A 24,775-nucleotide genomic window follows, 5' to 3' on the forward strand; every position below is an offset into this window, starting at 1 on the left:
AATATTCCTTATTTAACGCCGCCAAAGGTCAGACCCGAGATCAGGTGCTTTTGCACGATGAAGGTCAGAACCAGAGCGGGAATGATGATGAGCACGGCCATGGCACTCATGCCGGTCCAGTCCACGGTGAACTGGGCGGTGAAGTCCATGAGCCCGACCGGCATGGTCTTGCTGGCGGTGGTACGGGTGAGCTGGCTGGCCAGCGCATATTCGTTCCACGACGTGAGGAAGGCAAAGATCGCAGCTGACGCCAGTCCCGAGCGGGCCAGGGGAAATTCGATCTTCCAGAAGGCCTGCCATGCGGTGCAGCCATCGATCTGGGCGGCTTCGCTCAGATCAACCGGGATCTGCCGGAAAAAGCCGTCTGTCAGCCAGATGGTGAAGGGGATGTTGACCGCCAGATAGACCACGATCAGGCCGAAGCTGGTGTCGATAATGCCCAGGCGGGCCCAGATGATGAAGAGCGGCAGGCTGAGCGCCACACCCGGCACGGTACGGCTGAGCATGAAGGCGAGAAACAGCGTGGCCTTACCGCGGAAGCGGTAGCGGGCAAAGGCGTAGCCGCCGGCCATGCCGATCACCACCGCGATCATGGTGGAGGTCAGCGAGATCACCAGCGAATTGATGAAATACTGCGCCACCGGCAGGCCCTGCTGGACATCGGACAGACCGAACAGCCGGGCGAAATTGTCCAGCGTCCACTGCTGGGGAATCCAGACGGCCGGGCGCGCCAATACCTCGATATTGGGGCGGAAGGCGGTCAGCACCACCCACAGGCCCGGCACGGTCAGGATCACCATGGCGACGAAGACGCCAAAGCGGATCAGCCAGCGCTGCCAGGGCTTCTCGATGCTCAAACGGCTCATTGTGCGCCTCCCATGAAGGTGCGCGCCGCGGTGAGCTTGCGGAAGAAGAACACGGTGAAAAAGATCGAGAGCAGGATCGAGACATAGCCCATGGCATTGGCCATGCCCATCTGGCTGTTCTGGTAGCCGGTGCGGGTCATCAGCGTCCAGATCAGCTCGGTGCGGCCAGCCGGGCCACCATTGGTCATGATGCGGACCATGTCATAGGCCCGCGCCACATCGAGCGAGCGGATGGTCATGGCGATGTACACAAAGGGCATCAGGAAGGGCAGCGTGATGTGCTGGAACACCTGCAGGGGATTACAGCCATCAACCTTGGCAGCCTCGATGGGATCCTTGGGCAGGGCCATCAATCCGGCCAGCAGCAGAATGGCGAAGATCGAGGTCGACATCCAGATTTCGGCGAAGATTATGGAGAAATTGGCCAGCGTTCCATCGACCAGCCAGGGAATGGGCTGGGTGATCAGACCCAGATCGAACAGGGCGTTGTTCACCAGACCGATGGAGTCGTTGAAGATGTACTTGAACTGGAATCCCACCAGAATGGGCGAGAACATCATGGGAAACATCATGATGGTGCGCAGCGTGCGCTGACCCCAGGTGATCTTGTTGATCAGCAGCGCCAGGCCCAGGCCGAGCAGCATTTCCAGATTCAGCGTGATGGTCACGAAAATAAAGGTCCGGCCGAATGCCCACCAGAAATCCTCATTGCCCATCAGGCGCTGGTAATTGCGCAGACCGACGAAGTTGAACAGCGTGGCGGGCTTGGTCAGATTGTAGCTGGTGAAACTGGTCCAGAACGAGACCAGCAGCGGCACCAGAACCACCGCCAGAATGACGATGATGGCTGGCAGAAGCAGCAGATAGGGCACGGCGCGCGGCGAACGGAAAAAGGCGGCAAAGCCTTCGCTCCAGCGGGCACGTGGCGGTATTTGGACGTCGGTAGCCACGGAAAGGACCCCCACCCTTGCTTCCCCCCGCGGGGGAAGGCGACTAAAATAAACAAACCAGAACAATGCATGCCAGCATCTGGCTGAACATGTTTACGGCAAGGGCCTTGCGGGTCCCGGGTCCCGAGCCAGACTCGGGAGGGATGCTGCCCGGCGAACCGGGCAGCACAGAGTCAGCTAGAGGATACCGGCATCTTCAAGGATCATGCGGGCTTCATCGGCGGCCTTGTCGAGGGCTTCCTGTGGGGTCTTCTCACCCACGATGGCAGCCTGCAACTGTGGCCAGAGCACGTTGGACACCTCGATCCACTGGGGGATCAGTGGTGGCGTGCGGGCATCGGCCAGGCTGGCCTGCCAGATCGGGAACATTTCGGCGAGAGCGGTTTTGCCGTTCTCGTTGAAATAGGTAATGACTTCGTCGAAGGTCTTGGAGCGGGTCGGCAGATTGCCGGCCTGAGCTTCCATCATTTCGCTTTCGTCATTGGTCAGGAAAACGGCGAGTGAGGTCGCAGCTTCCTTGTTGTCACAAGCTTCAGTGACCGAGAAGGAGTGCGAACCGGACCAGCCGCCACGCACGCCGGCAGAACCAACTGGCGACACGGCAAAGCCGAGCACGTCAGAGATCTTGGAGGCGGCCGGATCGCTGTAGAAGCCGGCAAAGCCCGGCCAGTCAAGATCGACCGCCAGCTGGCCAGCGGCCATGGCCTGACCGATATCATCCCAGGTGTAGTTCACGGTACCGGCTGGCACGCCGCCAGCATCATAGATGTCCTTGAACCAGTTGAGCGCATCAACGCCTTCTGGCGAATTGAAGATCGGGTTCCAGTCGGCGTCGAACAGATCGCCGCCATTGGCGCGCAGGATTTCCATGAAGCGGCCGGACATGCCTTCGTCCTTGCCCGCGAAGGCCGTGCCGTACAGGTTTGGCGGATCAGCAAAGAAGATGATCTGCTGCTTGAACTCCTCAAAGGTCTTGGGCGGTGCCAGATCGGCGCCGAACTCGGCCTTGTAGGCCTCCATATTGGCCGGGTCCTCATAGAGGTCCTTGCGGTAATACAGGTTCGACACGTCGGTCACACGGGGCAGTTGCACCAGACGGCCATCGACCATGGCAGACTTGAGGGTGCCCGGGACGTATTTGGCCAGTTCTTCAGCCGGGATCATGGTCGACAGGTCGACATACAGATCGCCGTATTGTGGTGCGAAGCTGGTGTGGTTGGAGCCGACGCACCAGGTAATCTGGCCGGTGGCGATGTCCTGCTTGATCTCGCGATCAAGGTCGAAGTGGTTCTTGGACGAGACGATCTCGACCTTGGCGCCTGTCAGCGCCTCCCACTCTGGAATACGCGTGTAGAGCTTTTCGTACTGCGTGCCGCCGATCAGTTTCACCTTGAGGGTGTAATCGGGGAACGAGCCGTAGTCGAAGTCTTGAGCGATCGCCGCGCCCGACAGGGTCGCCAACGCGCACGATGCCAGGAGCGCCCTGGCCAGAAACTTGGTTGCCATTGTTTTCCTCCAAGGACCTTTCAGATGGTGCCCCGTTTTGCGGCTTGATCATCCATATGTGAAAAGTCTATTCGTAGGTAAGCACGAAGCTCGCGGGGTCGTCAACCGGCTGGCGCGGCGTAAAGTATCGTCTGGCGGGTTGAGGCAGGGCTCGGCAGGACGCTTTCAAAGCTGGTGGTCAAAAGCACGACAAAGGCGCCAAAGGTGCCGCTCGGTGCTAACAGTGTGTTAGCCAGTGGGGCCAGGATGCGACAAGAGAGCGAAAGGGCGGTGAGGCGTGGCGACTGAAGATGATGGGGACCGCTACCGCGCTCCGGCGCTGGACAAGGGGCTGGATATCCTTGAGCTGCTGGCCGGAACGGCCGACGGGCTGAGCCAGGCTGAAATCGCCAAGGCGCTCGACCGCACGCCCAATGAAATCTACCGCATGCTGGACCGGTTGGTGCGCCGCGATTATGTGCGCCGCACCCCCGAAGACCGCTATGAAATCACGCTCAAGCTGTTTGAGCTGGGCCATGCGCGCCCCCCACGCACCGGCTGATCAGCCAGGCCATGCCGGTGATGCGCCGGTTCGCGCTGCAGGCTGAACAGGCCTGTCATCTGGTGGTGCAGGATCGCAATATTCTGGTGGTCATCGCGCAGGTCGACGGGCCCGGCTACTGGAACGTGTCGATCCGTGTTGGCAGCCGCATCAGCCTGATCAATACCGGCTCGGGTCATGTTTTTCTGGCCTATGCCAGCGCCGAAGAACGCGCGCTGATGCTGGAAGAACGGCGGCTGGGCAGTGTCGAAACCATGCCACGCGGGCTCGAGGCGCGGCTCGAGGGCGTGCGCGAGCAGGGTTATGAAAACATGCCCAGCGCCCAGACCGCTGGCGTCCAGAATCTGTCAGCGCCGATCTTTGGGCCGCTCGGGGGCGTCATTGCGGTGCTGACCTGCCCCTATTCGCAACGGCTGGACAAGCTCGATGTACCCCATGTCCCACAGACACTCTCGCTGCTGCTGCAATCCAGCCGCGAAATTTCACAGCGCTCGACGCTGAGCGCCTAGGAGGACCCGATATGCGCATTCTCGACACCCATCTGCACCTGGTCTATCCCGACCGTTTTGACTACCCTTGGCTTTCGGATGCGCCGGCAATCAACAAGCCCTGGACGGTCGAGGACTATTTCGCCGAAGCGCTCCCGCTGGGCATCGAGTCGGCGCTGCATATGGAAGTCGATGTCGCTGAGGCCGATCTGCTGGGCGAGAGCGAGTTCGTCCTCACCCTGCCCCGCGTGGTCGGCGCCATTGCCGGCTGCCGCCCGGAGCACATGAATTTTGTCGATCAGATTGAGCAGCTTAGCGAACATGCTCACGTCAAGGGCGTGCGCCGCATCCTGCATCAGATGCCAGACGATCTGAGCCAGTCCGACCTGTTCGTCGAGAACATTCGCCATCTGCCCGATTACGATCTGAGCTTTGATCTGTGCGTGCGCGCCGACCAGTTGCCGATTGGCCAGATGCTGGCCGAGCGGGCGCCTGACGTAACCTTCGTGCTGGACCATTGCGGCGTGCCCGATGTGACTGGCGGCGGGCTTGACCCGTGGCGCGCGTACATCAGCAATATCGCCAAGGTGCCCAATGTGATGGCCAAGGTTTCAGGCATTGTCGCCTATTCGGGGGCCGACTGGAGCGTCGACACCATCCGCCCCTATGTCGAGCACATCATTGAAAGCTTCGGCTGGGATCGCGTGGTGTGGGGGTCCGACCATCCTGTGGTGACGCTGACCGGCTCGCTGACCCGCTGGGTCCAGGCTACCCACGAGATCATCAAGGGTGCCAGCGACGACGAGAAGGCCAGGCTGCTGCACCTCAATGCTGAGCGGATCTACAAGGTCTAGGACCACGGCGCGCGAATGGAGGAGGTCAAAACAATGCGACGTTATGGTGCCGTTATTGGGCTCAAGCCCGAACAGATCGCTGAATATAGGCGGGTGCATGCCGCGGTCTGGCCCGATGTGCTGGCGCAGATCAAGGCGAGCAATATCTCGAACTACTCGATCTTCCTGCGCGAACCGGAGAATTTGCTGTTCGCCTATTACGAATATTCCGGCAGCGACCACGACGCCGATATGGCCGCCATGGCGGCCGATCCGCGGACACAGGAATGGTGGGCCGTCTGCATGCCGATGCAGTCCCCGCTGGAGAGCCGGGCCGAGGGCGACTGGTGGGCCAGCACCGAAGAAGTTTTCCACCTCGACTGATCCTGGATCAAACTGAGCACCACGTCGGCGGCAGCCCCGGCACCGCTGATGCTTTTTTTGGGGGCCAGGGGGATAAGGGGGATAGCTCACTAGCCGTTCTGGGGCGGCGCAGACGGCAGATCTGCAGCGCAATGATGGTGAGCTTTGGCATCCGGACTTGTCACTTCAACTCGCATGTGAAAAGAATATTCACATAAGAATGACGCTAAGTGCGTCGCGAGGGGGAGGGCAATCGTGCCCATCGATGTTTCCAGCCTGCAGCAAAGCTGGCCAAAACCGAACGCGCCACGCCCGATCGTCATCATCGGGGCGGGCGGCATCGTCAATGATGCCCATCTACCCGCTTATGAGATGGCCGGTTTCACGGTCGCTGGCGTGTTCGACATTGACGGGGACAAGGCCAAGGCTCTGGCGGCCAAATGGAACATTACCGCCTTCGCCACGCTGGACGAGGCCATCGCAACGCCCCATGCGGTTTATGACCTGGCCCTGCCCCCCGCCGCCCATCTGAGCGTGCTGCCCAAGCTGACCGACGGCGCTAGCGTGCTACTGCAAAAACCCATGGGCCGCGATCTGGCCGAGGCCAGCGCCATCCTCAAGCTGTGCCGCGACAAACATCTCGTGGCGGCCGTCAATTTCCAGCTGCGCTTTGCGCCGATGATGCTGGCGGTGCGCGACGCCATAAGCCGCGGCTATCTGGGCGATCTGATCGATACCGAGGTGCATCTCAATCTGGTGACGCCCTGGCATTTGTTCCCGTTTCTCAATGGCATGCCGCGGGTCGAGATCGCCGTGCACTCCATCCATTATCTCGACCTGATCCGGGCATTTCTGGGCAATCCAAGCGGCATTCACGCGCGGACCATGGGCCATCCCTCGACCGAGTTGGCGCAGACGCGCACCAGCGCACTGATCGATTTTGATGATGGCGTCCGCACCACGCTGAGCATCAATCATCACCACGGTTTTGGTCGCAAGTTCCAGGATGCCAGTTTCCGCTTCGAGGGCACCAGAGGCGCCGCGATGATCAAGCTGGGCCTGCTGCTGAACTACCCTGAAGGCGAAACCGACGAGCTGTGGATCGTCCAAAAGGGCGAAGACTGGCAACAGGTTAGCCTAAACGGCGGCTGGTTCCCGCATGCCTTTATCGGCACGATGAGTAATCTGCAGCGCTTTGCAGCCGGCGAGGACAAAACACTCCTGACCTCGGTGGAAGACGCCTGGCACACCATGGCGCTGGTTGAAGCCGCCTTTCAGTCCGCCGCCAGCCCGGCGACGCCAATCAAGGCGACACCATGAGCACCATCGGCCATTCCTCAACCCATCCCACGACGATGCCGGCCGAGCATGCCGACATCCCGGTGTGGAACAGCGAAAACTGGTTCTACGAGGACTGGGAAACGGGTCATCAGATCCGCTCGCTGCGCCGGACCATTTCGGAGGGCGAGAGCATGACGTTCAACGCTCTGGTCACCGACATGCACCCCTATGTGGCCGACGATATCTTCGCGACCAGTGAAGGGCAGTTCGGCAAGCGGCTGGTGGCCGGAGCCTTCGTTTTCTCGGCCGGGCTCGGGCTGGTGGCGACCAATTGCGTGAACGCCTTCAGCTATGGCTATGACAAGCTGCGTTTCATCAAGCCGACCTTTATCGGCGACACCATCTACACCATCCGCACCAATCTCGAAAAACACCCCAAATACAAAGAGCTGGGCCTGTGCCGAGCGTCCTATGAGGTGTTCAAGGGCGAAGGTGAGCTGGTGCTCTATTGCGAACATATCCAGACCGTCAAGTACCGCAAACCGGAAGACTTCGTCGGCCAGACGAAGGAGTGACCATGACCGAAACTCCCCTGCTTGATGGCCTTGTGGTCATCGATATGTGCCAGTTCCTTTCGGGCCCCTATGCCAGCCTGCGGCTGCAGGATCTGGGGGCGCGAGTGATCAAGATCGAACGCCCCGATGGCGGCGATCTGAGCCGTCGGCTCTATCTCAGCGACACCGAAATCGGCGGCGATTCTACGATCTTTCACGCCATCAACCGGTCCAAGGAAAGCCTGTCGCTCGACCTGAAGAACCCCGACGATGTCGCCGCCCTGCGCAAGCTGTTGGCCAAGGCCGATGTGGTAATGCAGAACTTCCGGCCAGGCGTGATCGAGCGGTTGGGGCTGGACTATGCGGCGGTCAAGGCGATCAACCCTGCCATCGTTTACGCCTCGATCACCGGCTATGGCGGGGAAGGTCCATGGGTCGACCGGCCGGGCCAGGATTTGCTGGCGCAGGCCCGCTCGGGCGTGATGTGGCTCAATGGCGATGATGATCAGGGCCCGGTGCCGTTTGGTCTAGCGATTGCCGACATGCTGGCTGGCGCCGCCGTGGCGCAGGGCGTTCTGGCTGCGCTGGTGCGGCGGGGCATGAATGGTCAGGGGGCCCACATCGAAACCAGCCTGCTCGAAGTGCTGGTGGACTTCCAGTTCGAAGTGCTGACCACCCATCTCAATGACGGTCGGCGCACGCCCAAGCGCAGCGAATATCGTTCGGCCCATGCCTATCTGTCGGCGCCCTATGGAGTTTACCCAACCGCTGACGGCTATCTGGCGATCGCCATGACGCCATTGCCCAGATTGCAGAGCCTGCTGGGCATTGAGGCGCTGGGCCAGTTCAGTGATCCCAAGAGCTGGTTCAGCCAGCGCGACGCGATCAAGCAGATCATCGCCGACCAATTGGTCACCCAACCCACCGCGCATTGGCTGAGTATCCTTGAGCCCGCCGATATCTGGTGCGCCAAGGTGCTGGACTGGCCCGAACTGTTGGCCAGCGAGGGTTTTAAGGCCCTCGACATGCTGCAGACGGTCACGCGCGAAGACAATGTTTCCATTACCACCACGCGCTCCCCATTACGGGTCAATGGTCAGCGGGCCCGCACCCATCGCGCTGCACCATTGATCGGTGAGCAGAGCGCCAAGATCCGCGCGGAGTTCGGACTTTGATTACTTTGAAGGGCATGACCTGGGACCATCCACGCGGCTTTGATCCGATGGTCGCCACCGCCAGGGCCTGGCAGGAACAGACGGGCGTGCAGATCGTCTGGGACAAGCGCAGCCTGCAGGATTTCGAGTCCTTTCCCGTCGAGGAACTGGCGCGGCAATATGATCTGATCGTGATCGATCATCCCCATGTCGGGCAGATCACCAAGGAAGGCTGCCTGGCGCCGCTGGATGTTGCCGGCCGCGAGGCCGAAAGGGCCGCCATGGCCAGCCACAGCGTTGGTCCATCCTTTGCCAGCTACGACTATGCCGGGCACCAATGGGCCTTCCCGATCGATGCGGCGGCGCAGGTTCAGGCCTATCGCCCCGACCTGCTGGACGGACCCGCCAAGAGCTGGACCGAGGTAGTCGAACTGGCCAAGGCCGGTCGTGTCATTCTGCCCATGCGGGCGCCGCATTCGCTGATGAGCTTTTATACCCTGGCCGGCAATCTGGGCACGCCCTGCGCGACGCAAGGCGACGAACTCATTCCGGAAAAGGACGGCGTGCGGGTGATCGAAACCCTGCGCCAGGTCACCGACCATATCGCGCCGGACCAGTATGCGATGGACCCCATCGCCGCTTCAGAGGCCATGACAAGCGGCGATCAGTTTGCGCTGATGCCGCTGGGCTATGGCTATGTCAGCTACGCCCTGGACGGCTTCCGGCCGCACAAGCTGAAATTTGCCGATATCCCGGTCGCCGGATCGCGCGGGCCGATTGGCTCGGCGGTAGGCGGCACCGGTATTGCCGTATCGGCTTTCTCCAGCCATCAGGAGGCCGCTATCGGCTACGCCTATTGGGTGGCCAGCGAAGCGACCCAGCGCTCGATTTATGCTGGTGCGGGTGGCCAGCCCGGTCATGGACTGGCGTGGGAAGATGACGCGATCAATGCCGCTACGGCCGATTTCTATCGCGCCACGCGCGCCAGCATGCAGGGCGGTTGGCTGCGACCCCGCCATGACGGCTACATGGCATTTCAGGATGCCGCCGCCCGGCGCCTCAATGCGGGCCTGCAGGCCCGCGAGGCGGCAAGTGACATCGTTGCCGCCCTCAACGCATTATTCAGGGAGAGCCGTTGATGGAACGCCCTCGTCACTTTGAGGACTACGTGCTGGGCGAGGTTCGCAAGACCTATGGCCGCACCATTACCGAGACCGATTTCGTAGTCCATGCCGGCCATACCGGGGATTTCTTTCCCCACCACATGGACGCCGAGGCGATGAAGGACTCGCCATGGGGGCAGCGCATTGCGCATGGCACGATGACCTTTGCCATCGGCATCGGGCTGACTGCCAGCGAGATCAATCCCCTGGCCTTTTCCTATGGCTATGAACGCCTGCGCTTTCCCAAGCCGGTGTTTATTGGCGACACCATCCATACCGAGCTGACGATTACCGGGCTCGAGCCTGACCCAAAGCGTGCCGATCACGGTCGGATTACCGAGCAGGTGCGTGTGCTCAACCAGCGCGGCGAGACTGTATTGGCCTGCGATCACATCTACCTGGCGCAGCGGCGAAGCGTGATCGCCTAAACGATAATACCGGTTGAACCCAGCGCCCCAGCATGGAAGTGTCCGCCCCAAAAGGAGACCTTCACAATGGCTCAAATTAGCGCTGACCGCATCGCGGTTTCGACCTGGTCGCTGCACCGTCTGCTGGGCACAACCTACCCTCATGATCTGAGCACCACCGAGATCGGGCCGATGCAGGAGACCTATGGCGAGGGCGATGAATCGCTGCTTGGCCTGCCCTCAGTGCTGGCCAATCATGGCTATCATCGTCTGGAAATCGTCTCGTTCCATCTGCGCAGCCGCGATCCGGTCTATCTGGGCGAACTGCGGGACCAGCTCAAGATTGCCAATGTGAAGCTGCAGACATTGCTGATCGATGCCGGCGATATCAGCGATCCCGAGCATGGCGCCCGCGATCAGGCCTGGATCGCCAGCTGGATCGAGATTGCCAATGAGTTGGGTGCAGAAAACGCCCGGATCATCGCTGGCAAGCAGAAGCCGACGCGCGATGCGCTGGACCGCTCGGTCAAGGCACTGACAGCGCTGGCTGACGGCAATGCGGGCTCGGATGTGCGACTGGTCACCGAGAACTGGTTCGATCTGCTGGCCGAGCCGGCCCATGTCAATTTTCTGCTCGACAAGCTCGATGGCCGCATCGGCCTGCTGGGTGACTTCGGGAATTGGAGTGGGCCGGAGAAATATGCCGACCTCAAGTCGATCTTTGGCCGCGCCGAACTGTGCCACGCCAAGGCCAGCTTCATTGATGGCGATCTCGATGAATCCGACTATGGCCAATGCGTCGCGCTCGCCGAAGAGGCTGGCTACAAGGGCCCCTATACGCTGATCTTTGACAGCGAGATTCCCAATGAGTGGCACGGTTTGGGGGTCGAGCGCGATTTCATCCTGTCGCGCGATGTCTAGGTGCCATTAAGGCGTATATTAACGGATCTGTAGCACACTGCTCTGATGGCAACTGGCTCAAAGTCCTCGGCACAAGCGCAAGCCAGCTTCGCACAATCTGATGCGACGCTGGCACGTATTGTGGATCGCGCTGCCGTGGGCATGGTGGTGTGCGACATGTCTGGCCAGCTGGCCTATGCCAATCATGCGTTCCAGAAGATGCTGGGATATGGCCCCGATCAGAACCTGAGCATTGTCGATCTGGTGCACGCAGACGATGACAGCGCCGGGCGCCAGCATGTGCAGCGCCTGATGCGCGGTGAGACCGATGACTATCGGGGCGAGCACCGGCTGCGCCACAACGACGGCAGCGCGCTCTGGATGGGCGTGGCCGCGTCTGCCCTGCGGGGCGAGGGACCCGCGCAACCCGACTATCTGATTTTTCAGATCACCAGCATTGAGCTGCAGAAAAGAGCCGAAGAAGCACTCGCCTATTCGGAGAGCCGCTGGAACTTTGCGCTCGAAGGCGCCGGTCAGGGTGTCTGGGACCATGACATCCGTACCGACTCCATGTTCTATTCGCGCATGTGGCGCATCATGCGGGGTATTCCGCCCGATGAGGAGGTGGATGGGGACCAGCAGAAATGGCTGGCACGTATCCACCCCGACGATCTGCAGCACGTGCTCGACAATGTCTACAAGCAGGATCAGGGCGACGAGGATTTCGACGCTCTGGAATATCGCGAGCGCAAGCGCGATGGCAGCTATGTCTGGATCCTGAGCCGCGGCAAGCCGGTGGAATGGGATGCCGATGGCAATCCGGTACGCACGCTGGGGACCGACACTGATGTGACCAAGCTCAAGACGGTCGAGCTGGAGCTGGCTGCTGAGAAAGAGCGTCTGCGCGTGACGCTTGAAGCCATTGCGGACGGCATGATCTCCACTGACACCAATGGCCATGTGGTGTTCATGAACCCGGCGGCTGAATTGTTGACCGGCCACAGCAGCACCGATGCACTGGGTCGGCCGGTGCGCGATATCTTTGCGCTGTTTGCTGGCGAGACAGGCGAACGCCAGGCCTGTCCCGTTGCGCGCTGCCTGACCACCGATACCGTGACCAATCTTGACGATGACATGATCCTGATCGGGCCCACCGGTATTGAGCGTGAAATTCGCTGCACGGCCTCGCCGGTCCGCACGCAGGGCGACAAGCTGACGGGCGCCGTGCTGGTGTTTCAGGATGTGACGCAAAGCCGGACGCTGCAGCGCGAGCTGGCGCATTCGGCCAATCATGACGATCTGACCGGTCTGCCCAACCGCGCCGCATTCGATCGCGCGCTCAATAACGCCATTGTGGCTGCAGCTGACCGGCAGCACCAGCACTGCCTGCTCTATATCGATCTGGACCAGTTCAAACCGGTCAATGACACGGCTGGACATGCTGCGGGCGACGCATTGCTGCAACAGGTGGCCCAGACCATACGCGGCAGCTGTCGCAGCCACGACATGGCGGCGCGCATTGGCGGCGATGAATTCGCCGTGCTGCTGCAGGATTGCCCGGCATCGGGCGGCAAGGCCATCGCCGACAAAATGGTGCGCGCCATTGCCGCCTTGTTGTTTGACTGGGCTGGCCGCACCTACAAGATCGGCGCCAGCATTGGCATGACGGCCATCACCGCCACCCCTGCCTCGCCACTGGGATTCATGGGGGAGGCAGACGCCGCCTGCTATGCCGCCAAGGCCCGCGGCCGCGGCATGGCCGTGCAATTCAAGGATATCTAGTCGAGCGGCTTTAGATCACCCAGCAGGGTGGGCAGCAATTCGCTGACCGTGGGATGGATGTGTACGGTTTCAACCATCGTGGTGTAGGGTGTGCGCGCCGCCATCAATTGCAACAGCACCTGAACCACCTCGTCGCCGCCAATTCCCAGTATCGCCGCGCCCAGGATCTGCTTGGTGTCAGCGTCAACCAGCACCTTCATCATGCCCTGCGTCTCGCCGCGTTCCTTGGCGCGACTGACCCGCGACATCGGACGGGTGGCGATCAATGCCTTGCGACCCGATTTGCGCACTTCATCTTCGCTCATGCCGATGCGGCCAAGCGGCGGATCTATGAACAGCCCATGGACGGGAATGCGCCCGGCGACGGAGCGGTCGCCCTTGTCGATGACATTGTCGCCGACGATTTCAAACTCATTATAGGAGGTATGGGTGAAGGCACCGCGTCCATTGACGTCACCCATGGCCCAGATACCCGGCGCGCTGGTGCGCAGATGTTCGTCGGTGACAATGTAACCGCGCTTGTCGGTCTTGACCCCAGCGGCAGGCAGATTGAGCGCGTCGGTATTGGGCGTGCGCCCCAGGGCGATGAGCAGATGACTACCCTCCACCGAGGCCCGGCGTTCGCCGGTCTTGAGCGAGAGCAGCACGCCGCCGCCAGCCCGGGTCACCGATTCTACAGTGGTCTTGAACAGGAAGGTCACGCCTTCGGCTTCAAGAATCTTGCGTATCCAGGCCGAGATATCGGCGTCTTCACGCGATGCGGGCCTGTCACCACGATCAATCACGGTGACCTTGGCACCAAAGCGGGCATACATCTGGGCGAATTCCAGCCCGATATAGCTGCCCCCCACAATGACCAGATGCCCCGGCAGGGTATCAAGGTTCATGATCGAGCTGTTGGTCAGATAGGGCACCTTGTCGATCCCGGGCCAATCTGGCACAGCAGCGCGGGCGCCAGTATTGATGAATATCTGCGGCGCGGTGATGGTGCGCTCGCCAATCTGGACTTCGCTGGGGGAGAGGAAATGCCCCTCGCCCTCGATATACTCCAGCGCTTCGATGCCGCCGAGCCATTCGGTCAGGCTCTCTACCGAAGCGCCGACGACAGCGTCCTTGCGAGCCTTGACCGCCTTCATGTCCACGCTGACTGGTCCCTTGACGGCGACACCGAAGTCACCGGCACGGCGCGCCATCCAGGCAGCGCGGGCGCTGGCGACCAGCGTCTTGGTGGGGGTGCAGCCATCATTGACGCAGGTGCCGCCAATATGTTCGCGCTCGATCAGGGCGACCTTTTGTTTTCGCCAGCCAGACGTGCTGCCAGAAACGGGCCGGACTGCCCTGCCCCGATAACGATGGCATCAAACTGATCCGACATGGTCGACCTCCGCAATTGTGCATACTGACTGCCGACCCAACGGGTGGCTTTGCCAAGGGTTCAATCGAACCGCACCCGTGCGACCATGCGGTTTGAGACACCGCGCGCGCAAGTGCTGTCTGACATGATTGCGGCTATGGCCGGCGGAGCCATCAGTCGCCGCGCAGCACTTCGTCGATTTCGGGCAGATTGTAGAATTGGCGCACCACGTCCCACCCCTCATCGGCGGTATCCACAACGTTGAACAGGTCCAGATCGCCTGGCGAAATGGTGCCGGCGTCCGCCAATGCTTGAAGGTTGAGCACCTTTCCCCAGAAATCCTTGCCGAACAGCAGGAGCGGCACGCGATCCATGCGACCGGTCTGGATCAGGGTCAGGGTCTCAAAAAATTCATCGAGCGTGCCAAACCCGCCGGGGAAAACCGCCACGGCCTTGGCCCGCAGCAGGAAGTGGATCTTGCGGGTGGCGAAATAGTGGAAATTGAAGCTGAACTCGGGCGACACATAGACATTGGGCGCCTGTTCATGGGGCAGCACGATGTTGAAGCCGATCGAGGGGGCGCCGACATCGGTGGCACCGCGATTGCCCGCCTCCATGACGCCTGGACCACCACCGGTGACCACGACATATTCCTTGTTGTCCATGGCCTTGGCGGTTGTGGAGGCCAGTTGCGCAAAGCGGCGTGCCTCGTCGTAATAGCGCGAGGCCGCCTCCAGATTTTTGCGCTGGGTATCATTCTTGGCAGCCCAGGCATCCTTGCCAGGCTCGGGAATGCGCGCACCACCAAACAGCACCACGGTCGAATTGATGCCACGTTCGCGCAGTACGAATTCGGGCTTGAGATATTCAAGCTGGAAACGAATTCCGCGGGTGTCTTCGGAGGTCAGGAATTCGTCATCGGCAAAGGCCAGACGGAAGGCCGATGACTCGGTCTGCGGCGTTCTGGGAGCAAGCTTGGCGGAAGCGATATCTTCCTTGGACGTCCGCAGTGAAGTTTGACGACGCTTGGCCATGAATGCGATCTCCTGTGCTCCAACCCGTCTAGCCGATGGGCGGAGTGATCGCAACGCAGGCGGCGCATGTGTCACAGTTTGCGCCGAGGCCTTGCCATCGACGCAATTAATTCGCATATAGCGCACCGGGAGGTTGGCGCGGACGTGTTCCTCGCCAACCGGGTCAGGTCCGGAAGGAAGCAGCCCCAACGAGACCTTCACGGGTCGTTGCCAGCCTCCTACTTGCCTCTATGATGGTCGCATGACCACAGGCAGATTCCCGAACCTTGACCTAGAGGGGCACGATGGCTGACGCTACGACCTCGCCCTATCTCGTCCTCGCCCGCAAATACCGGCCACAAGACTTCACAACGCTTGTTGGCCAGGATGCCATGGTACAGACGCTGGGCAATGCGTTCGCGCAGAACCGCATTCACCACGCCTTTATTCTGACCGGAGTGCGCGGCGTGGGCAAAACCACGACAGCGCGCATTCTGGCCCGTGCCTTCAACTATGAAGATGCCAGCGGACCGCACCCGACGCTCGACCTGAGTGTTGAGGGCGAGCACTGCCGCGCGATCATCGAAGGCCGCCACGTCGATGTGATCGAAATGGACGCCGCCTCCAATACCGGCATTGGCGATATTCGCGAGATCATCGACTCGGTCAAATACGCGCCGTCATCGGCGCCCTACAAAGTCTATGTGATCGACGAAGTGCACATGCTCTCCACGGCCGCCTTTAACGGCCTGCTCAAGACGCTGGAAGAGCCACCGCCCTATGTGAAGTTCATCTTCGCCACGACCGAAATCCGCAAGGTGCCGGTGACCATCCTGAGCCGCTGCATGCGGTTCGATCTGCGCCGCATCACGCCCGAAATCATGTCGGCCTATCTCGAGTCGATCTTGAGCCAGGAAGGCATCAGCTTTGAGCCTGAAGCACTGGCGATGATCGTGCGGGCCGGCGAAGGCTCGGCGCGCGACAATCTCAGCCTGCTCGATCAGGCGATTGCCCATGGCAATGGCACGGTCACCGCCGCAACGGTCAAGGCCATGCTGGGGCTGGGCGACCGGGCGCGGATCATCGATCTGTTCGAAGAATTGATGGGTGGCCGGATTGGCGAAGCCATCGAAACGATGCGCAGCCTGTATGACATGGGTGCCGATCCACAGACGCTGGTTGCCGATCTGGCCGATTTCACCCATCTGGTGACGCGCATCAAGGTTGTGCCCGCCGCAGCTGATGATGTGTCGCTGACACCTGATGAGCGCACACGCGGCGCCGATCTGGCGGGCAAATTGCCCATGCGGGCGCTGACACGGGCCTGGCAGATCCTGTTCAAGGGCTATGACGAAGTGGCGCGGGCCAATAATGGCCTGCAGGCTGCCGAAATGGCGTTGATCCGCCTGGCCTATGCCGCCGATCTGCCCAGCCCGGACGATCTGATTGCCAAGCTGGCCAATCAGCCCGCGCCGGCCGCCGGCCAGCAATCAATGATGCCGATGCCGCGCGGTCCCTCTGGCGGGTCTTCGGGCGCCTCCTCGGCCATGCGCGTTGAGCAGCCCCGCCCTATCGATACTGAAGCCATCGCGAGCCAGCCTGCGGTACCGCAGGCGCAGGTTCAGCCCGCGCTGGCCACTGTGGCCAGCTACAAGGAGTTGATCGCCCTGGCGGGCGCCAAGCGCGACGTTCTGGTCAAGCTCGCCCTGGAAGGCTCCATGCGACCTGTGTCGTTCGAGCAGGGCCGGATTGAGGTCGCGCTGGTCGACGGCACCGACCCGGGCATCATTGCCACGCTATCGGCGCGCTTGCAGAAGTGGACCGGCGAGCGCTGGCTGGTGATGGTTTCAACCAAACCGCCAGAGGGGCTGACGGTTCGTCAGGAGACCGAGCAACGCACACAGGCTCACCATGCCGCGGCGCATGAGGACCCTTTGGTCAAAGCCATTTTAGAGACATTTCCGGGGGCCAAGGTGGTCAACGTCAAGGTGCGCGATGACGCAGCTGTCGTTGATGATGTTCCCCCACCCCCAGTTGAAGAGGATGACGACGAATGAAAGACATTATGGGCATGATGAAGGCCGCCAGCGAGATGAAAGGCAAGATGGAGGCCATGCAGGCCGAGCTTGCCGAGCTGGTCGTTGAAGGCCGCTCCGGCGGCGGCATGGTCGTGGTTTCGCTCACCGGTAAGGGTGACATGAAGGGCGTCAAGATCGACCCCTCCATGTTCAAGGAAGATGATGTCGAGGTCCTCGAGGATCTGATCATCGCCGCTCATGCTGATGCCAAGACCAAGAGCGAAGCGGCCATGCAGGAGCGCATGAAGGAAGTCACCGCCGGGTTGCCCATCCCCCCCGGCATGAACCTGCCGTTCTAGGCCATTCTGCAATTGGCCAATGGTGGACCCGAGATTGAACAACTGATCCAGCTGCTGGCACGCTTGCCGGGGCTTGGACCGCGCTCGGCTCGTCGGGCCGTTCTGCAGTTGATCAAGAAAAAAGAGCAGTTGATGATCCCGCTATCGGCGGCGCTGGATCGGGCTGTCGAGGCTGTGCGCACCTGTGAAGTGTGCGGCAATGTCGATACCATCAACCCATGCTCGATCTGTTCGGATCCGCGCCGGGGCGATAGCGGCATGTTGATTGTGGTGGAAGACGTGGCCGATCTGTGGGCGCTGGAGCGCGCTGGTGTTGGCGCGGTCAGATATCATGTCCTGGGCGGCGTCCTGTCGCCGCTGGATGGGATAGGCCCTGATGATATCAGCATCAATGAGCTGATCGCGCGGGCACATGAGTTCCGCGAGATCGTACTGGCGGTCAACGCAACCGTCGAGGGACAGACCACAGCCCACTACATTATGGACCGACTTGGCGAGACCGAAATCAAGGTCAGCCGCCTGGCCCACGGCGTACCCGTGGGCGGTGAGCTGGACTATCTCGACGAAGGCACGCTGAGCCAGGCGCTGAAAGCGCGTACCGCGATCTAGTCGTCTTAGGTGTCTAGTGGGTCTGGGCGTCCAAATCCTCGGCCGCCTCCTCGGTATCTTCTGCCTCTTCGGCAACGCCATCGTCAGCGGTGCTGCCCTGCTCGATGGCTTGTCGGGCGTCAAAATCATCGGGTGACAGGGTGTCGAGGCGATCGCCCTGACCGGTTTCGAGCGGGGCACCCAGACCGGTAAAGTCGGCATTATCGTCGACATTCTCCATGGACCCGCTCAGCTCCTCAATGGCGCGGTCCACCTCATCGAGCAGAGCCGCCGGGTCTTCCTCGCCCCAGTCGCCGCTCTCACGTGCGGCGCTTTCGTCGCGCAGTTCCCGCAGCCGCGCCAGACGCTCGCTGGCCGGACGGTCTGCGCCATAGCGCAGGTCTTCGACCTCGCTCTGACTATAGGGCTGCGCGATGCCGGGCTGATCGGCGTTGTCGAAATTGGTGTCCTGCGGCAGCAATGTGCCGGGGTGATCGATATGTTGTGCCAAGACGGCCTCCTGCAATTGGTTTTGCGGGGAGAAACGCGACGGTGCGAAACTGGTTCGACCGACAGAGCAATCGTGATCAGGCCAGGTCGCCCGGATCGTCGACCACCAGCCGCAACGTCGGTTCAGGATCGCTCTGATCGCCATCAACGCCATCCCAGTCGGGTGGAATGGCCCGGCTGGACTTGGCACCGAGTTCACGCAGCATTTCGACCTGACGCACCACATTGCCATTGCCTGAGGACAGCTGCTTTTTGGCGTCGTCGAAGCTTGACCGAGCCTTGCCCAGATGACCATCGAGCTTGTCCATGGTGCTCAGGAACCCAGCCACCTTGTCGTAGAGCGCACCGGCACGGCTGGCGATCTCTTCGGCATTGCGGTGGCGCTTTTCGATGTCCCAGACATTGCGCACTGTGCGCAGCACGGTCATCAGCGTGGTGGGTGTGGTCAGCATCACGCCCTGACTCATGCCATATTCGACCAGCTTGGTATCGGCCTGAATAGCGGTGGCCAGCGCCGATTCGATGGGCACGAACATCATCACGTAATCGAGGCTGCTACGGGCGTGGCGTTGATATTCCTTGCCGCCCAGGGTCTTGATGTGACTGCGGATCGAGACAATGTGGGCCTGCAGATACTGGTTCTTGGCGTCATCCTCGCAATTGACGTAGGCCTCAAAGGCGGTGAGCGACACCTTGGAGTCGATGACCAGACGGTCATTATTGGGCATCAGCACTTCAACGTCAGTGCGCACTCGTGCACCGTCCTCGCCCGTGTGGCTGGCCTGGGTGATGAACTCTTCGCCTTCGCGCAGGCCTGAGCCTTCCAGAATGGTCGAGAGGATCATTTCGCCCCAGGCACCCTGAGTCTGGGAATTACCCTTTAGCGCCCGGGTCAGGTTCTGCGCTTCGGTGGTGATCTGCAGATTGCTGGCTGCCAAAGCGCGGATCTGTTCGCTCATGGTGGCGCGGTCGCGCAGCAACTCGCCCTGAAACTCGACGATTTTCTCGTTGAGCGGCTTGAGCAGCACGTCGACCTGCTCACGGTTCTGCTTGGAAAATGTCTCGCCATGGCTTTTGAGCACTTCGCCGGCAATGGCCTTGAACTCATCGGTCATGTGCTGGCGCGCCTCAAGGAAGCGCTTGTGGTTCTCTTCGGCCTGCTTGACCTGCTCAGCCATGCGGGCGCGCAGGCCCGAGACTTCCGAGAGCAGCGACGACCCCTTCTCACGTTCGATGTCGAGCAGTTCTTCGCCGCGCTCTCGCTCCTGGGCGAGCTGATGGTCCAGTTCCTGAATGCGGCTGTCGCGCTCGGTAATCTGAGCCAGGAAATTGCTGCGCAACTGCTCGGACGCCTGCTGGGCAGCCGCTTCGGCGCGCGCGGCGCTGGCGCGCATGGCGCCCACCACAATAGCGGCCAGCACCAGAACGAGTAACACCCCGCCCAGAATTGCCGCGGTGAGGTAGGAGACCGGCCAGTCGCCGAGTGTAAAAAGCAGTGTGTCCATGGGTGGAGTTCTAGCCGATTCGAGGCGTTGCCATAATGTTCCAATGCGCCGATGACGCCATCGCGACTGCCACAAGAGTTGACCTCACGCGCGAAAATACCATATCGAGAGGCACTTCCCTTATTGCCGGACCTTCATCATGGCCATTCGCCCCATTCTCGTCATTCCCGATGCGCGCCTGCGTGCTGTCACCGATCCGATCATCGAGGTCGATGAGGAGATCAAGACCCTGGCCGCCGACATGCTTGAAACCATGTATGACGCGCCCGGTATCGGTCTGGCTGCGCCGCAGATCGGGGTGATGAAGCGTATCGTGGTAATGGATCTGGCTGGGGAAGATGAGAAACCCGAGCCGCTGGTGATGATCAATCCCGAAATCACCCATTTCGGCGAGCAGATGCAGGTGACCGAAGAGGGCTGCCTGTCGATCCCCGAACTGTATTACGAAGTCGAGCGTCCCAATGATGTGGTGGTGAAGTACACCGATCTTGAGGGCAAGGAAGTCACCAAGGAAGCCGAGGGCAAGCTGGCCGTGTGCATTCAGCACGAACTCGATCACCTCGATGGCGTGCTCTATATCGACTATCTCAGCCGCCTCAAGCGCGACCGGGTCATCAAGAAATTCGACAAGGCTGCCAAGCGCGCCGCTGGCTAGAATTGCGCCGGCCCCAGTGTGGGCCAGGCCATCAAGGAAGGTCGGACAATGCGTGTCGTCTTCATGGGTACGCCCGATTTTTCCGTGCCGACCCTGACAGAACTTGTTTCCAGCGGTCACGAAGTGGTGGCGGTCTATACCCGCGCGCCCAAGCCGGCTGGCCGGGGACAGGAAGAGCGCAAATCGCCCGTCCACATGGCGGCCGAAGGTTTCGGCATTCCCGTGTTCACACCACGCTCACTCAAGGGCGAGGCCGAGCAGATCATCTTTGCCAGCCATGATGCCGATGTTGCGGTTGTGGTCGCCTATGGCCTGCTGCTGCCCAAGCCCGCGCTTGATGCGCCCCGCCTGGGGTGCCTGAACCTGCATGGTTCGCTGCTGCCACGCTGGCGTGGCGCGGCACCGATCCAGCGCGCGATCATGGCCGGCGACAGCCAGACCGGCGTGCAGGTGATGCAGATGGAAGAAGGGCTCGATACGGGCCCGGTCGGTCTGGGCGAAGTCATCGCCATCGCCCCCGACATGACGGCAGGCGAACTGCACGACACCATGATGCGGGTTGGTGCCGATCTGATGGGGCGGGCCTTTGCCGCGCTGGAGCGCGATAGCCTGGAGTTCACGCCACAGCCTGAAGAAGGCACCACCTACGCCAAAAAGATCGAAAAGGCTGAGAGCCGCATCGACTGGTCGCGACCCGCCGCGGACGTCCATAATCACATTCGGGGGCTGTCACCCTTTCCTGGCGCCTGGTTCGAAATCGACCTGGGTGGCAAGTCGGTGCGGGTCAAGGCACTGCGATCCAGCCTGGGTGAGGGCACCGGTGCCCCCGGAACCCTGTTGGGCGACCTGACAATCGCCTGTGGTGACGGTGCGGTGCGGCTGACTCAGGTGCAGCGCGAGGGTAAGGGCGCAATGGATGCCGCCACCTTCCTGCGTGGTGCGGGTACGCTGCCGGCTGCTGTCCGCTAGGCATGCCCCGCTTCAAGCTCACCATCGAATATGACGGCACGCCGTATTCCGGCTGGCAGCGGCAGAAGACGCAGCCGAGTGTGCAGCAGACGCTGGAAGATGCCATTTTCAAGATGACCGGCGAGACGCTCACGCTGCAGGCCGCAGGTCGCACCGATGCGGGTGTGCATGCGCTGGGCCAAGTGGCTCATATCGATTTGACCCGAGAATGGGACCCGTTCCAGGTCCGCGAAGGGCTGAACCATCTCATGCGACCCAACCCGGTTGGGATCATCGCGGCCGAGCGAGTAGACGAGACGTTCGAGGCGCGGTTCTCTGCAACTGCGCGCCACTATGAATACCGCATCCTCAATCGCCGTACGCCAGCGATCCTGGAGCGCAATCATGTGTGGCATGTGCACAAGCCACTGAATGCCGAGATCATGGATCAGGCCGCCCAGCTGATTCTAGGGCATCATGATTTTACCACCTTCCGGTCATCGGAATGTCAGTCCAAGTCGCCGATGAAGACGCTGGACGTGCTGCATGCGCGGCGCGAGGGCGATCATATCGTCATCAATGCCAGCGCGCGCAGCTTCCTGCACCATCAGGTGCGGTCGATGGTGGGTTGTCTCAAGCTGGTGGGCGAGGGCAAATGGACGCCAGCCGATTTCCGGGCGGCGCTTGACGCCAGAGACCGCAGCGCGTGCCGCGCGATGGCGCCATCAGCCGGACTATACCTGACGCAAGTCGACTACTAGCTGACCGCCGGCATGAAGATGTCGGGGGCGACCATGGCGATGATCAGTCCCATGGCCACGGCCTGGATGATCAGCTTGGCCACGATGAAGATCACGATCTGCAGTGGCGCCAGGGTGACGATCAGGCGGGCAATATTGACCTCCACGACCAGTGCGGCCACGCCCACCAGAATGGTGGCGAACTGACCGGCCCCGACCATGAGCAGGATCAGGGTGATCACCGAGGCGAACAGGTTGATCCAGTTAAAGGTCACGATATAGGGCACAAAACCGTCGAGGCGACCGAACTGGCGCAGCACCAGCCAGCCAGCACCAGCCTGCAGCACATAGAGCATGGCGCTCATGAACAGCCCTGTCGACGCTGCACCCGACTCCATGGAGAAGCCGAGCAGTCGCGGGCCATAGGCCGACAGTGCACCGGCAATCAGAAAGGCGATAAAGCTACTGACCAGACCACGCTGGCCGAAGTCAAAATAGGTCGGCGCCTTGCGATCTCCGGTAAGCAGGGCAAAGCTGCCCTGGGCGGCGGCAACCAGTTCGTCGAAGAAGGTCGGGGTCGATTGGGCCAAGGCGCGTCTCGATCGGTCAGAGGGGGGCGTTGGACAGCATGTAGAGCGCATAACGCATCGCCACAAGAAGCAGGACCGTCAAAACAGCAAAGCCGGCCGCAGTACCGAGGCTCCAATCGCATGCCTGACGGGCAAGACGATATAGCAGAAATCCCAGCGCGAACCATGCCATCATGACGACGGGACCGCCGATCATGGCCAGCAGGCCCTCGATCAGCAGGAAACCGGTCATGGCGTAGATGCCGGGCACCAGCACTGGCAGCATGGGCGCTTCACTCTTGAGGATATTGCGCGTGGTGACCAGCGTCACCAGCAGCGAAATGACCGGCAAGGCCAGAATGACCATGGCGGCGAGTACGCCGAACGTTGCAGGCATGCCGATGCTCATCGAGGCGATTGCCACAGCCAGAAAAGCGAAAAAGGCAAAGACGCACAGCGCCGTTGCCAGGCCGGCACCACTCAGAGTGAAGCGATCGCGCCAGCCGGGCTGGCCGCGGATGATCATCTGCCAACCTCTTGTCGCGTCGCTCAGGACCGACCAGATTTTCATGACGCCACTCCAAAAAAGCCAAGCATGAAACGGCGATATATATCCGTCAGCCCCGTGAGGTCGCTCAGGGCGATGTGTTCGTCTGCCTTGTGCATGGAGGGACCGACAAGACCGCATTCCACCACTGGCCCATATTGGGCGATGAAACGGGCGTCAGAGGTGCCACCACCCGTCGAGAGCGCCGGTGGCTGGCCCGTGATGGCCGCAATGGCTGCCGAGAGGGTTTGCACATCGTCACTGAGGGGTGACAGGAAGGAGCGCGAGGGCGTGCCAGCCAGTTCAAAGCTGATACTGGCGCCAGCTGGATCTATGCTGGCGATGCGGGAGCGCACCCAATCCGTCAGCCTGTCTGGCGTCCACAGGTCATTATAGCGGATATTGAAGCGAATGGTACCGGCGGCCGGAATGACATTGGAAATGGCATTGCCGACATCAATCGAGGTGACTTCGAGATTGGTCGCTGGAAAATGCTCGGTGCCGGTGTCGATGGTCGTGTCTAGGGCCGTGACCACGCGCGCCAGCGCCGGCATGGGATTGTTGGCCTTGTCGGGATAGGCCACATGGCCCTGTGTGCCCGCTACGGTGATGACCCCGGACAATGAGCCGCGGCGGCCAATCTTGATGCTGTCACCCAGGGTTGCAGCAGAGCTGGGCTCGCCCACAATAGCGAAGTCGAAGTGGTGCTGGTTCTGCTCGGCCCATTTCATCAGCTTGTCGGTGCCGTTAATGGCGTCGGCTTCCTCATCATTGGTGATGGCGAGCATGATGGTGCCGGCATCGGCAGGCATGGCTGCAGCAGCGGCAACAAAGGCAGCAACACCCGACTTCATGTCTGCTGCACCGCGACCATAGAGCTTGCCGTCAGCTTCGCGCGGGGTGAAGGGGTCGGCGGTCCAGTTGGCCAGATCGCCGGGGGGCACGACGTCGGTGTGTCCGGCGAACAGCAGACGGCGCCCCCCGTGCCGCGGGTGGCAAACAGATTGTCTACCGGATAGGAGCCATCGCCCTCAAAGACCAGCCGAGTGACTTCAAAGCCAATGGATTTGAGCGTGATCTCGAGCAGATCGAGCGCCCCGGCTTCGGTGGGGGTGACCGAGGGACACGCAATCAGATCCTTGAGAAGTCGAGCAGGATCATCCGCTACGCTTTTGGTCACC

The 24,775-nt window shown here is 61.2% G+C and carries 23 protein-coding genes, 1 other RNA gene and 3 pseudogenes; 17 read left to right on the forward strand and 10 right to left on the reverse strand.

The genetic code is table 11. The features are described 5' to 3' along the window. Positions 1-8: 8 nt before the first annotated feature. From AC0L37_RS15535 to AC0L37_RS15545, 3 genes are all read right to left on the reverse strand, one after another. Positions 9-866 carry a carbohydrate ABC transporter permease gene (locus tag AC0L37_RS15535; protein WP_212659582.1) on the reverse strand — a complete coding sequence of 286 codons (858 nt, stop codon included), beginning with the start codon at positions 864-866 and terminating at the stop codon, positions 9-11. Beyond that, positions 863-1,738 (reverse strand): carbohydrate ABC transporter permease, encoded by an 876-nt coding sequence (locus AC0L37_RS15540; RefSeq protein ID WP_269370815.1) that lies wholly within the window; start codon positions 1,736-1,738, stop codon positions 863-865. Before AC0L37_RS15540 ends, AC0L37_RS15535 begins: the two co-directional genes overlap by 4 nt. Before the next feature lie 255 nt (positions 1,739-1,993). Next, positions 1,994-3,322 (reverse strand): ABC transporter substrate-binding protein, encoded by a 1,329-nt coding sequence (locus tag AC0L37_RS15545; RefSeq protein ID WP_212659580.1) that lies wholly within the window; start codon positions 3,320-3,322, stop codon positions 1,994-1,996. Positions 3,323-3,599: 277 nt separating this feature from the next. Here AC0L37_RS15545 and AC0L37_RS15550 point away from each other — a divergent pair. From AC0L37_RS15550 to AC0L37_RS15595, 10 genes and pseudogenes are all read left to right on the forward strand, one after another. Beyond that, a pseudogene (locus AC0L37_RS15550) lies at positions 3,600-4,372 on the forward strand (IclR family transcriptional regulator). 11 nt (positions 4,373-4,383) lie between these two features. Continuing rightward, entirely contained in the window at positions 4,384-5,205 is an 822-nt protein-coding gene (locus AC0L37_RS15555) for an amidohydrolase family protein (protein WP_282222712.1), read from the forward strand. A 33-nt stretch (positions 5,206-5,238) separates the two neighbouring features. After that, the gene (locus AC0L37_RS15560) at positions 5,239-5,568 is read left to right on the forward strand and encodes an L-rhamnose mutarotase (RefSeq protein WP_282222711.1); all 330 of its coding nucleotides are present in this window, start codon (positions 5,239-5,241) and stop codon (positions 5,566-5,568) included. A gap of 234 nt (positions 5,569-5,802) precedes the next feature. Next, positions 5,803-6,867, forward strand: coding sequence for a Gfo/Idh/MocA family protein (locus tag AC0L37_RS15565; RefSeq protein WP_473313275.1), 1,065 nt, complete (start codon positions 5,803-5,805; stop codon positions 6,865-6,867). After that, positions 6,864-7,403 (forward strand): MaoC family dehydratase, encoded by a 540-nt coding sequence (locus tag AC0L37_RS15570; protein WP_212659576.1) that lies wholly within the window; start codon positions 6,864-6,866, stop codon positions 7,401-7,403. The genes AC0L37_RS15565 and AC0L37_RS15570 overlap by 4 nt, the downstream gene beginning before the upstream one ends. A gap of 2 nt (positions 7,404-7,405) precedes the next feature. Then, a complete protein-coding gene (locus tag AC0L37_RS15575; protein WP_282222710.1) occupies positions 7,406-8,557 on the forward strand; it encodes a CaiB/BaiF CoA transferase family protein in 1,152 nt (383 codons plus the stop codon). 14 nt (positions 8,558-8,571) lie between these two features. Beyond that, entirely contained in the window at positions 8,572-9,675 is a 1,104-nt protein-coding gene (locus AC0L37_RS15580) for an extracellular solute-binding protein (protein ID WP_282222969.1), read from the forward strand. Next, entirely contained in the window at positions 9,675-10,127 is a 453-nt protein-coding gene (locus AC0L37_RS15585; RefSeq protein WP_269370698.1) for a MaoC/PaaZ C-terminal domain-containing protein, read from the forward strand. The genes AC0L37_RS15580 and AC0L37_RS15585 overlap by 1 nt, the downstream gene beginning before the upstream one ends. Before the next feature lie 66 nt (positions 10,128-10,193). Beyond that, positions 10,194-11,027, forward strand: coding sequence for a sugar phosphate isomerase/epimerase family protein (locus AC0L37_RS15590; RefSeq protein WP_282222709.1), 834 nt, complete (start codon positions 10,194-10,196; stop codon positions 11,025-11,027). Between the two features lie 45 nt (positions 11,028-11,072). Then, positions 11,073-12,788, forward strand: coding sequence for a diguanylate cyclase domain-containing protein (locus AC0L37_RS15595; protein WP_282222708.1), 1,716 nt, complete (start codon positions 11,073-11,075; stop codon positions 12,786-12,788). On the opposite strand, the pseudogene AC0L37_RS15600 reads toward AC0L37_RS15595, so the two are convergent. Together AC0L37_RS15600 and AC0L37_RS15605 are read right to left on the reverse strand one after the other, a co-directional pair. Continuing rightward, a pseudogene (locus AC0L37_RS15600) lies at positions 12,785-14,163 on the reverse strand (FAD-containing oxidoreductase). The gene AC0L37_RS15595 and the pseudogene AC0L37_RS15600 overlap by 4 nt on opposite strands. 152 nt (positions 14,164-14,315) lie before the next feature. Continuing rightward, complete coding sequence (locus AC0L37_RS15605) at positions 14,316-15,176, reverse strand: LOG family protein (protein ID WP_212659570.1); 861 nt, start codon at positions 15,174-15,176, stop codon at positions 14,316-14,318. Positions 15,177-15,303: 127 nt separating this feature from the next. Between AC0L37_RS15605 and ffs the strand changes: the two genes are divergently transcribed. The 4 genes from ffs (at position 15,304) to recR (ending at position 18,141) form a co-directional block, all read left to right on the forward strand. Further along, an RNA gene (gene ffs / locus AC0L37_RS15610) (signal recognition particle sRNA small type) lies at positions 15,304-15,399 on the forward strand. A 61-nt stretch (positions 15,400-15,460) separates the two neighbouring features. Then, positions 15,461-17,212 carry a DNA polymerase III subunit gamma/tau gene (locus tag AC0L37_RS15615; RefSeq protein ID WP_212659569.1) on the forward strand — a complete coding sequence of 584 codons (1,752 nt, stop codon included), beginning with the start codon at positions 15,461-15,463 and terminating at the stop codon, positions 17,210-17,212. Then, positions 17,209-17,532 carry a YbaB/EbfC family nucleoid-associated protein gene (locus AC0L37_RS15620; protein WP_269370687.1) on the forward strand — a complete coding sequence of 108 codons (324 nt, stop codon included), beginning with the start codon at positions 17,209-17,211 and terminating at the stop codon, positions 17,530-17,532. The genes AC0L37_RS15615 and AC0L37_RS15620 overlap by 4 nt, the downstream gene beginning before the upstream one ends. A gap of 6 nt (positions 17,533-17,538) precedes the next feature. Then, positions 17,539-18,141, forward strand: coding sequence for a recombination mediator RecR (recR, locus tag AC0L37_RS15625; protein ID WP_473315436.1), 603 nt, complete (start codon positions 17,539-17,541; stop codon positions 18,139-18,141). A gap of 13 nt (positions 18,142-18,154) precedes the next feature. On the opposite strand, the gene AC0L37_RS15630 is transcribed toward recR, so the two are convergent. Continuing rightward, entirely contained in the window at positions 18,155-18,631 is a 477-nt protein-coding gene (locus tag AC0L37_RS15630) for a hypothetical protein (RefSeq protein ID WP_282222706.1), read from the reverse strand. A gap of 76 nt (positions 18,632-18,707) precedes the next feature. Beyond that, positions 18,708-20,135 (reverse strand): DNA recombination protein RmuC, encoded by a 1,428-nt coding sequence (locus AC0L37_RS15635; protein ID WP_282222705.1) that lies wholly within the window; start codon positions 20,133-20,135, stop codon positions 18,708-18,710. A gap of 139 nt (positions 20,136-20,274) precedes the next feature. On the opposite strand from AC0L37_RS15635, the gene def reads away from it, so the two are divergent. The 3 genes from def to truA are packed head-to-tail and all read left to right on the forward strand — an operon-like array spanning position 20,275 to position 22,499. Then, positions 20,275-20,790, forward strand: coding sequence for a peptide deformylase (gene def / locus AC0L37_RS15640; RefSeq protein ID WP_212659564.1), 516 nt, complete (start codon positions 20,275-20,277; stop codon positions 20,788-20,790). 48 nt (positions 20,791-20,838) lie between these two features. Further along, entirely contained in the window at positions 20,839-21,759 is a 921-nt protein-coding gene (gene fmt / locus AC0L37_RS15645) for a methionyl-tRNA formyltransferase (RefSeq protein ID WP_282222704.1), read from the forward strand. A 2-nt stretch (positions 21,760-21,761) separates the two neighbouring features. Further along, the gene (gene truA, locus AC0L37_RS15650) at positions 21,762-22,499 is read left to right on the forward strand and encodes a tRNA pseudouridine(38-40) synthase TruA (protein ID WP_282222703.1); all 738 of its coding nucleotides are present in this window, start codon (positions 21,762-21,764) and stop codon (positions 22,497-22,499) included. Here truA and AC0L37_RS15655 read toward each other — a convergent pair. From AC0L37_RS15655 to dapE, 3 genes and pseudogenes are all read right to left on the reverse strand, one after another. Continuing rightward, positions 22,496-23,068: a hypothetical protein gene (locus AC0L37_RS15655; RefSeq protein ID WP_282222702.1), complete on the reverse strand. Its 573-nt coding sequence runs from the start codon at positions 23,066-23,068 to the stop codon at positions 22,496-22,498. The two genes, truA and AC0L37_RS15655, sit on opposite strands and share 4 nt — an antisense overlap. A gap of 16 nt (positions 23,069-23,084) precedes the next feature. Further along, positions 23,085-23,618 carry a hypothetical protein gene (locus AC0L37_RS15660; protein WP_282222701.1) on the reverse strand — a complete coding sequence of 178 codons (534 nt, stop codon included), beginning with the start codon at positions 23,616-23,618 and terminating at the stop codon, positions 23,085-23,087. Continuing rightward, positions 23,615-24,774: pseudogene (gene dapE / locus AC0L37_RS15665) on the reverse strand (succinyl-diaminopimelate desuccinylase). Before dapE ends, AC0L37_RS15660 begins: the two are co-directional and overlap by 4 nt. Position 24,775 lies beyond the last annotated feature (1 nt).

This window comes from Devosia sp. J2-20 (assembly GCF_055808475.1).

What these genes read in the sequence shown, in the direction of transcription:
- AC0L37_RS15535 (WP_212659582.1), bottom strand. Translation starts at nt 866, where the DNA reads ATGAGCCGTTTGAGCATCGAGAAGCCCTGGCAGCGCTGGCTGATCCGC.
- AC0L37_RS15545 (WP_212659580.1), bottom strand. Translation starts at nt 3,322, where the DNA reads ATGGCAACCAAGTTTCTGGCCAGGGCGCTCCTGGCATCGTGCGCGTTG.
- AC0L37_RS15555 (WP_282222712.1), top strand. Translation starts at nt 4,384, where the DNA reads ATGCGCATTCTCGACACCCATCTGCACCTGGTCTATCCCGACCGTTTT.
- AC0L37_RS15560 (WP_282222711.1), top strand. Translation starts at nt 5,239, where the DNA reads ATGCGACGTTATGGTGCCGTTATTGGGCTCAAGCCCGAACAGATCGCT.
- AC0L37_RS15570 (WP_212659576.1), top strand. Translation starts at nt 6,864, where the DNA reads ATGAGCACCATCGGCCATTCCTCAACCCATCCCACGACGATGCCGGCC.
- AC0L37_RS15575 (WP_282222710.1), top strand. Translation starts at nt 7,406, where the DNA reads ATGACCGAAACTCCCCTGCTTGATGGCCTTGTGGTCATCGATATGTGC.
- AC0L37_RS15580 (WP_282222969.1), top strand. Translation starts at nt 8,572, where the DNA reads ATGACCTGGGACCATCCACGCGGCTTTGATCCGATGGTCGCCACCGCC.
- AC0L37_RS15585 (WP_269370698.1), top strand. Translation starts at nt 9,675, where the DNA reads ATGGAACGCCCTCGTCACTTTGAGGACTACGTGCTGGGCGAGGTTCGC.
- AC0L37_RS15590 (WP_282222709.1), top strand. Translation starts at nt 10,194, where the DNA reads ATGGCTCAAATTAGCGCTGACCGCATCGCGGTTTCGACCTGGTCGCTG.
- AC0L37_RS15595 (WP_282222708.1), top strand. Translation starts at nt 11,073, where the DNA reads ATGGCAACTGGCTCAAAGTCCTCGGCACAAGCGCAAGCCAGCTTCGCA.
- AC0L37_RS15605 (WP_212659570.1), bottom strand. Translation starts at nt 15,176, where the DNA reads ATGGCCAAGCGTCGTCAAACTTCACTGCGGACGTCCAAGGAAGATATC.
- AC0L37_RS15615 (WP_212659569.1), top strand. Translation starts at nt 15,461, where the DNA reads ATGGCTGACGCTACGACCTCGCCCTATCTCGTCCTCGCCCGCAAATAC.
- AC0L37_RS15620 (WP_269370687.1), top strand. Translation starts at nt 17,209, where the DNA reads ATGAAAGACATTATGGGCATGATGAAGGCCGCCAGCGAGATGAAAGGC.
- AC0L37_RS15635 (WP_282222705.1), bottom strand. Translation starts at nt 20,135, where the DNA reads ATGGACACACTGCTTTTTACACTCGGCGACTGGCCGGTCTCCTACCTC.
- def (WP_212659564.1), top strand. Translation starts at nt 20,275, where the DNA reads ATGGCCATTCGCCCCATTCTCGTCATTCCCGATGCGCGCCTGCGTGCT.
- fmt (WP_282222704.1), top strand. Translation starts at nt 20,839, where the DNA reads ATGCGTGTCGTCTTCATGGGTACGCCCGATTTTTCCGTGCCGACCCTG.
- truA (WP_282222703.1), top strand. Translation starts at nt 21,762, where the DNA reads ATGCCCCGCTTCAAGCTCACCATCGAATATGACGGCACGCCGTATTCC.
- AC0L37_RS15660 (WP_282222701.1), bottom strand. Translation starts at nt 23,618, where the DNA reads ATGAAAATCTGGTCGGTCCTGAGCGACGCGACAAGAGGTTGGCAGATG.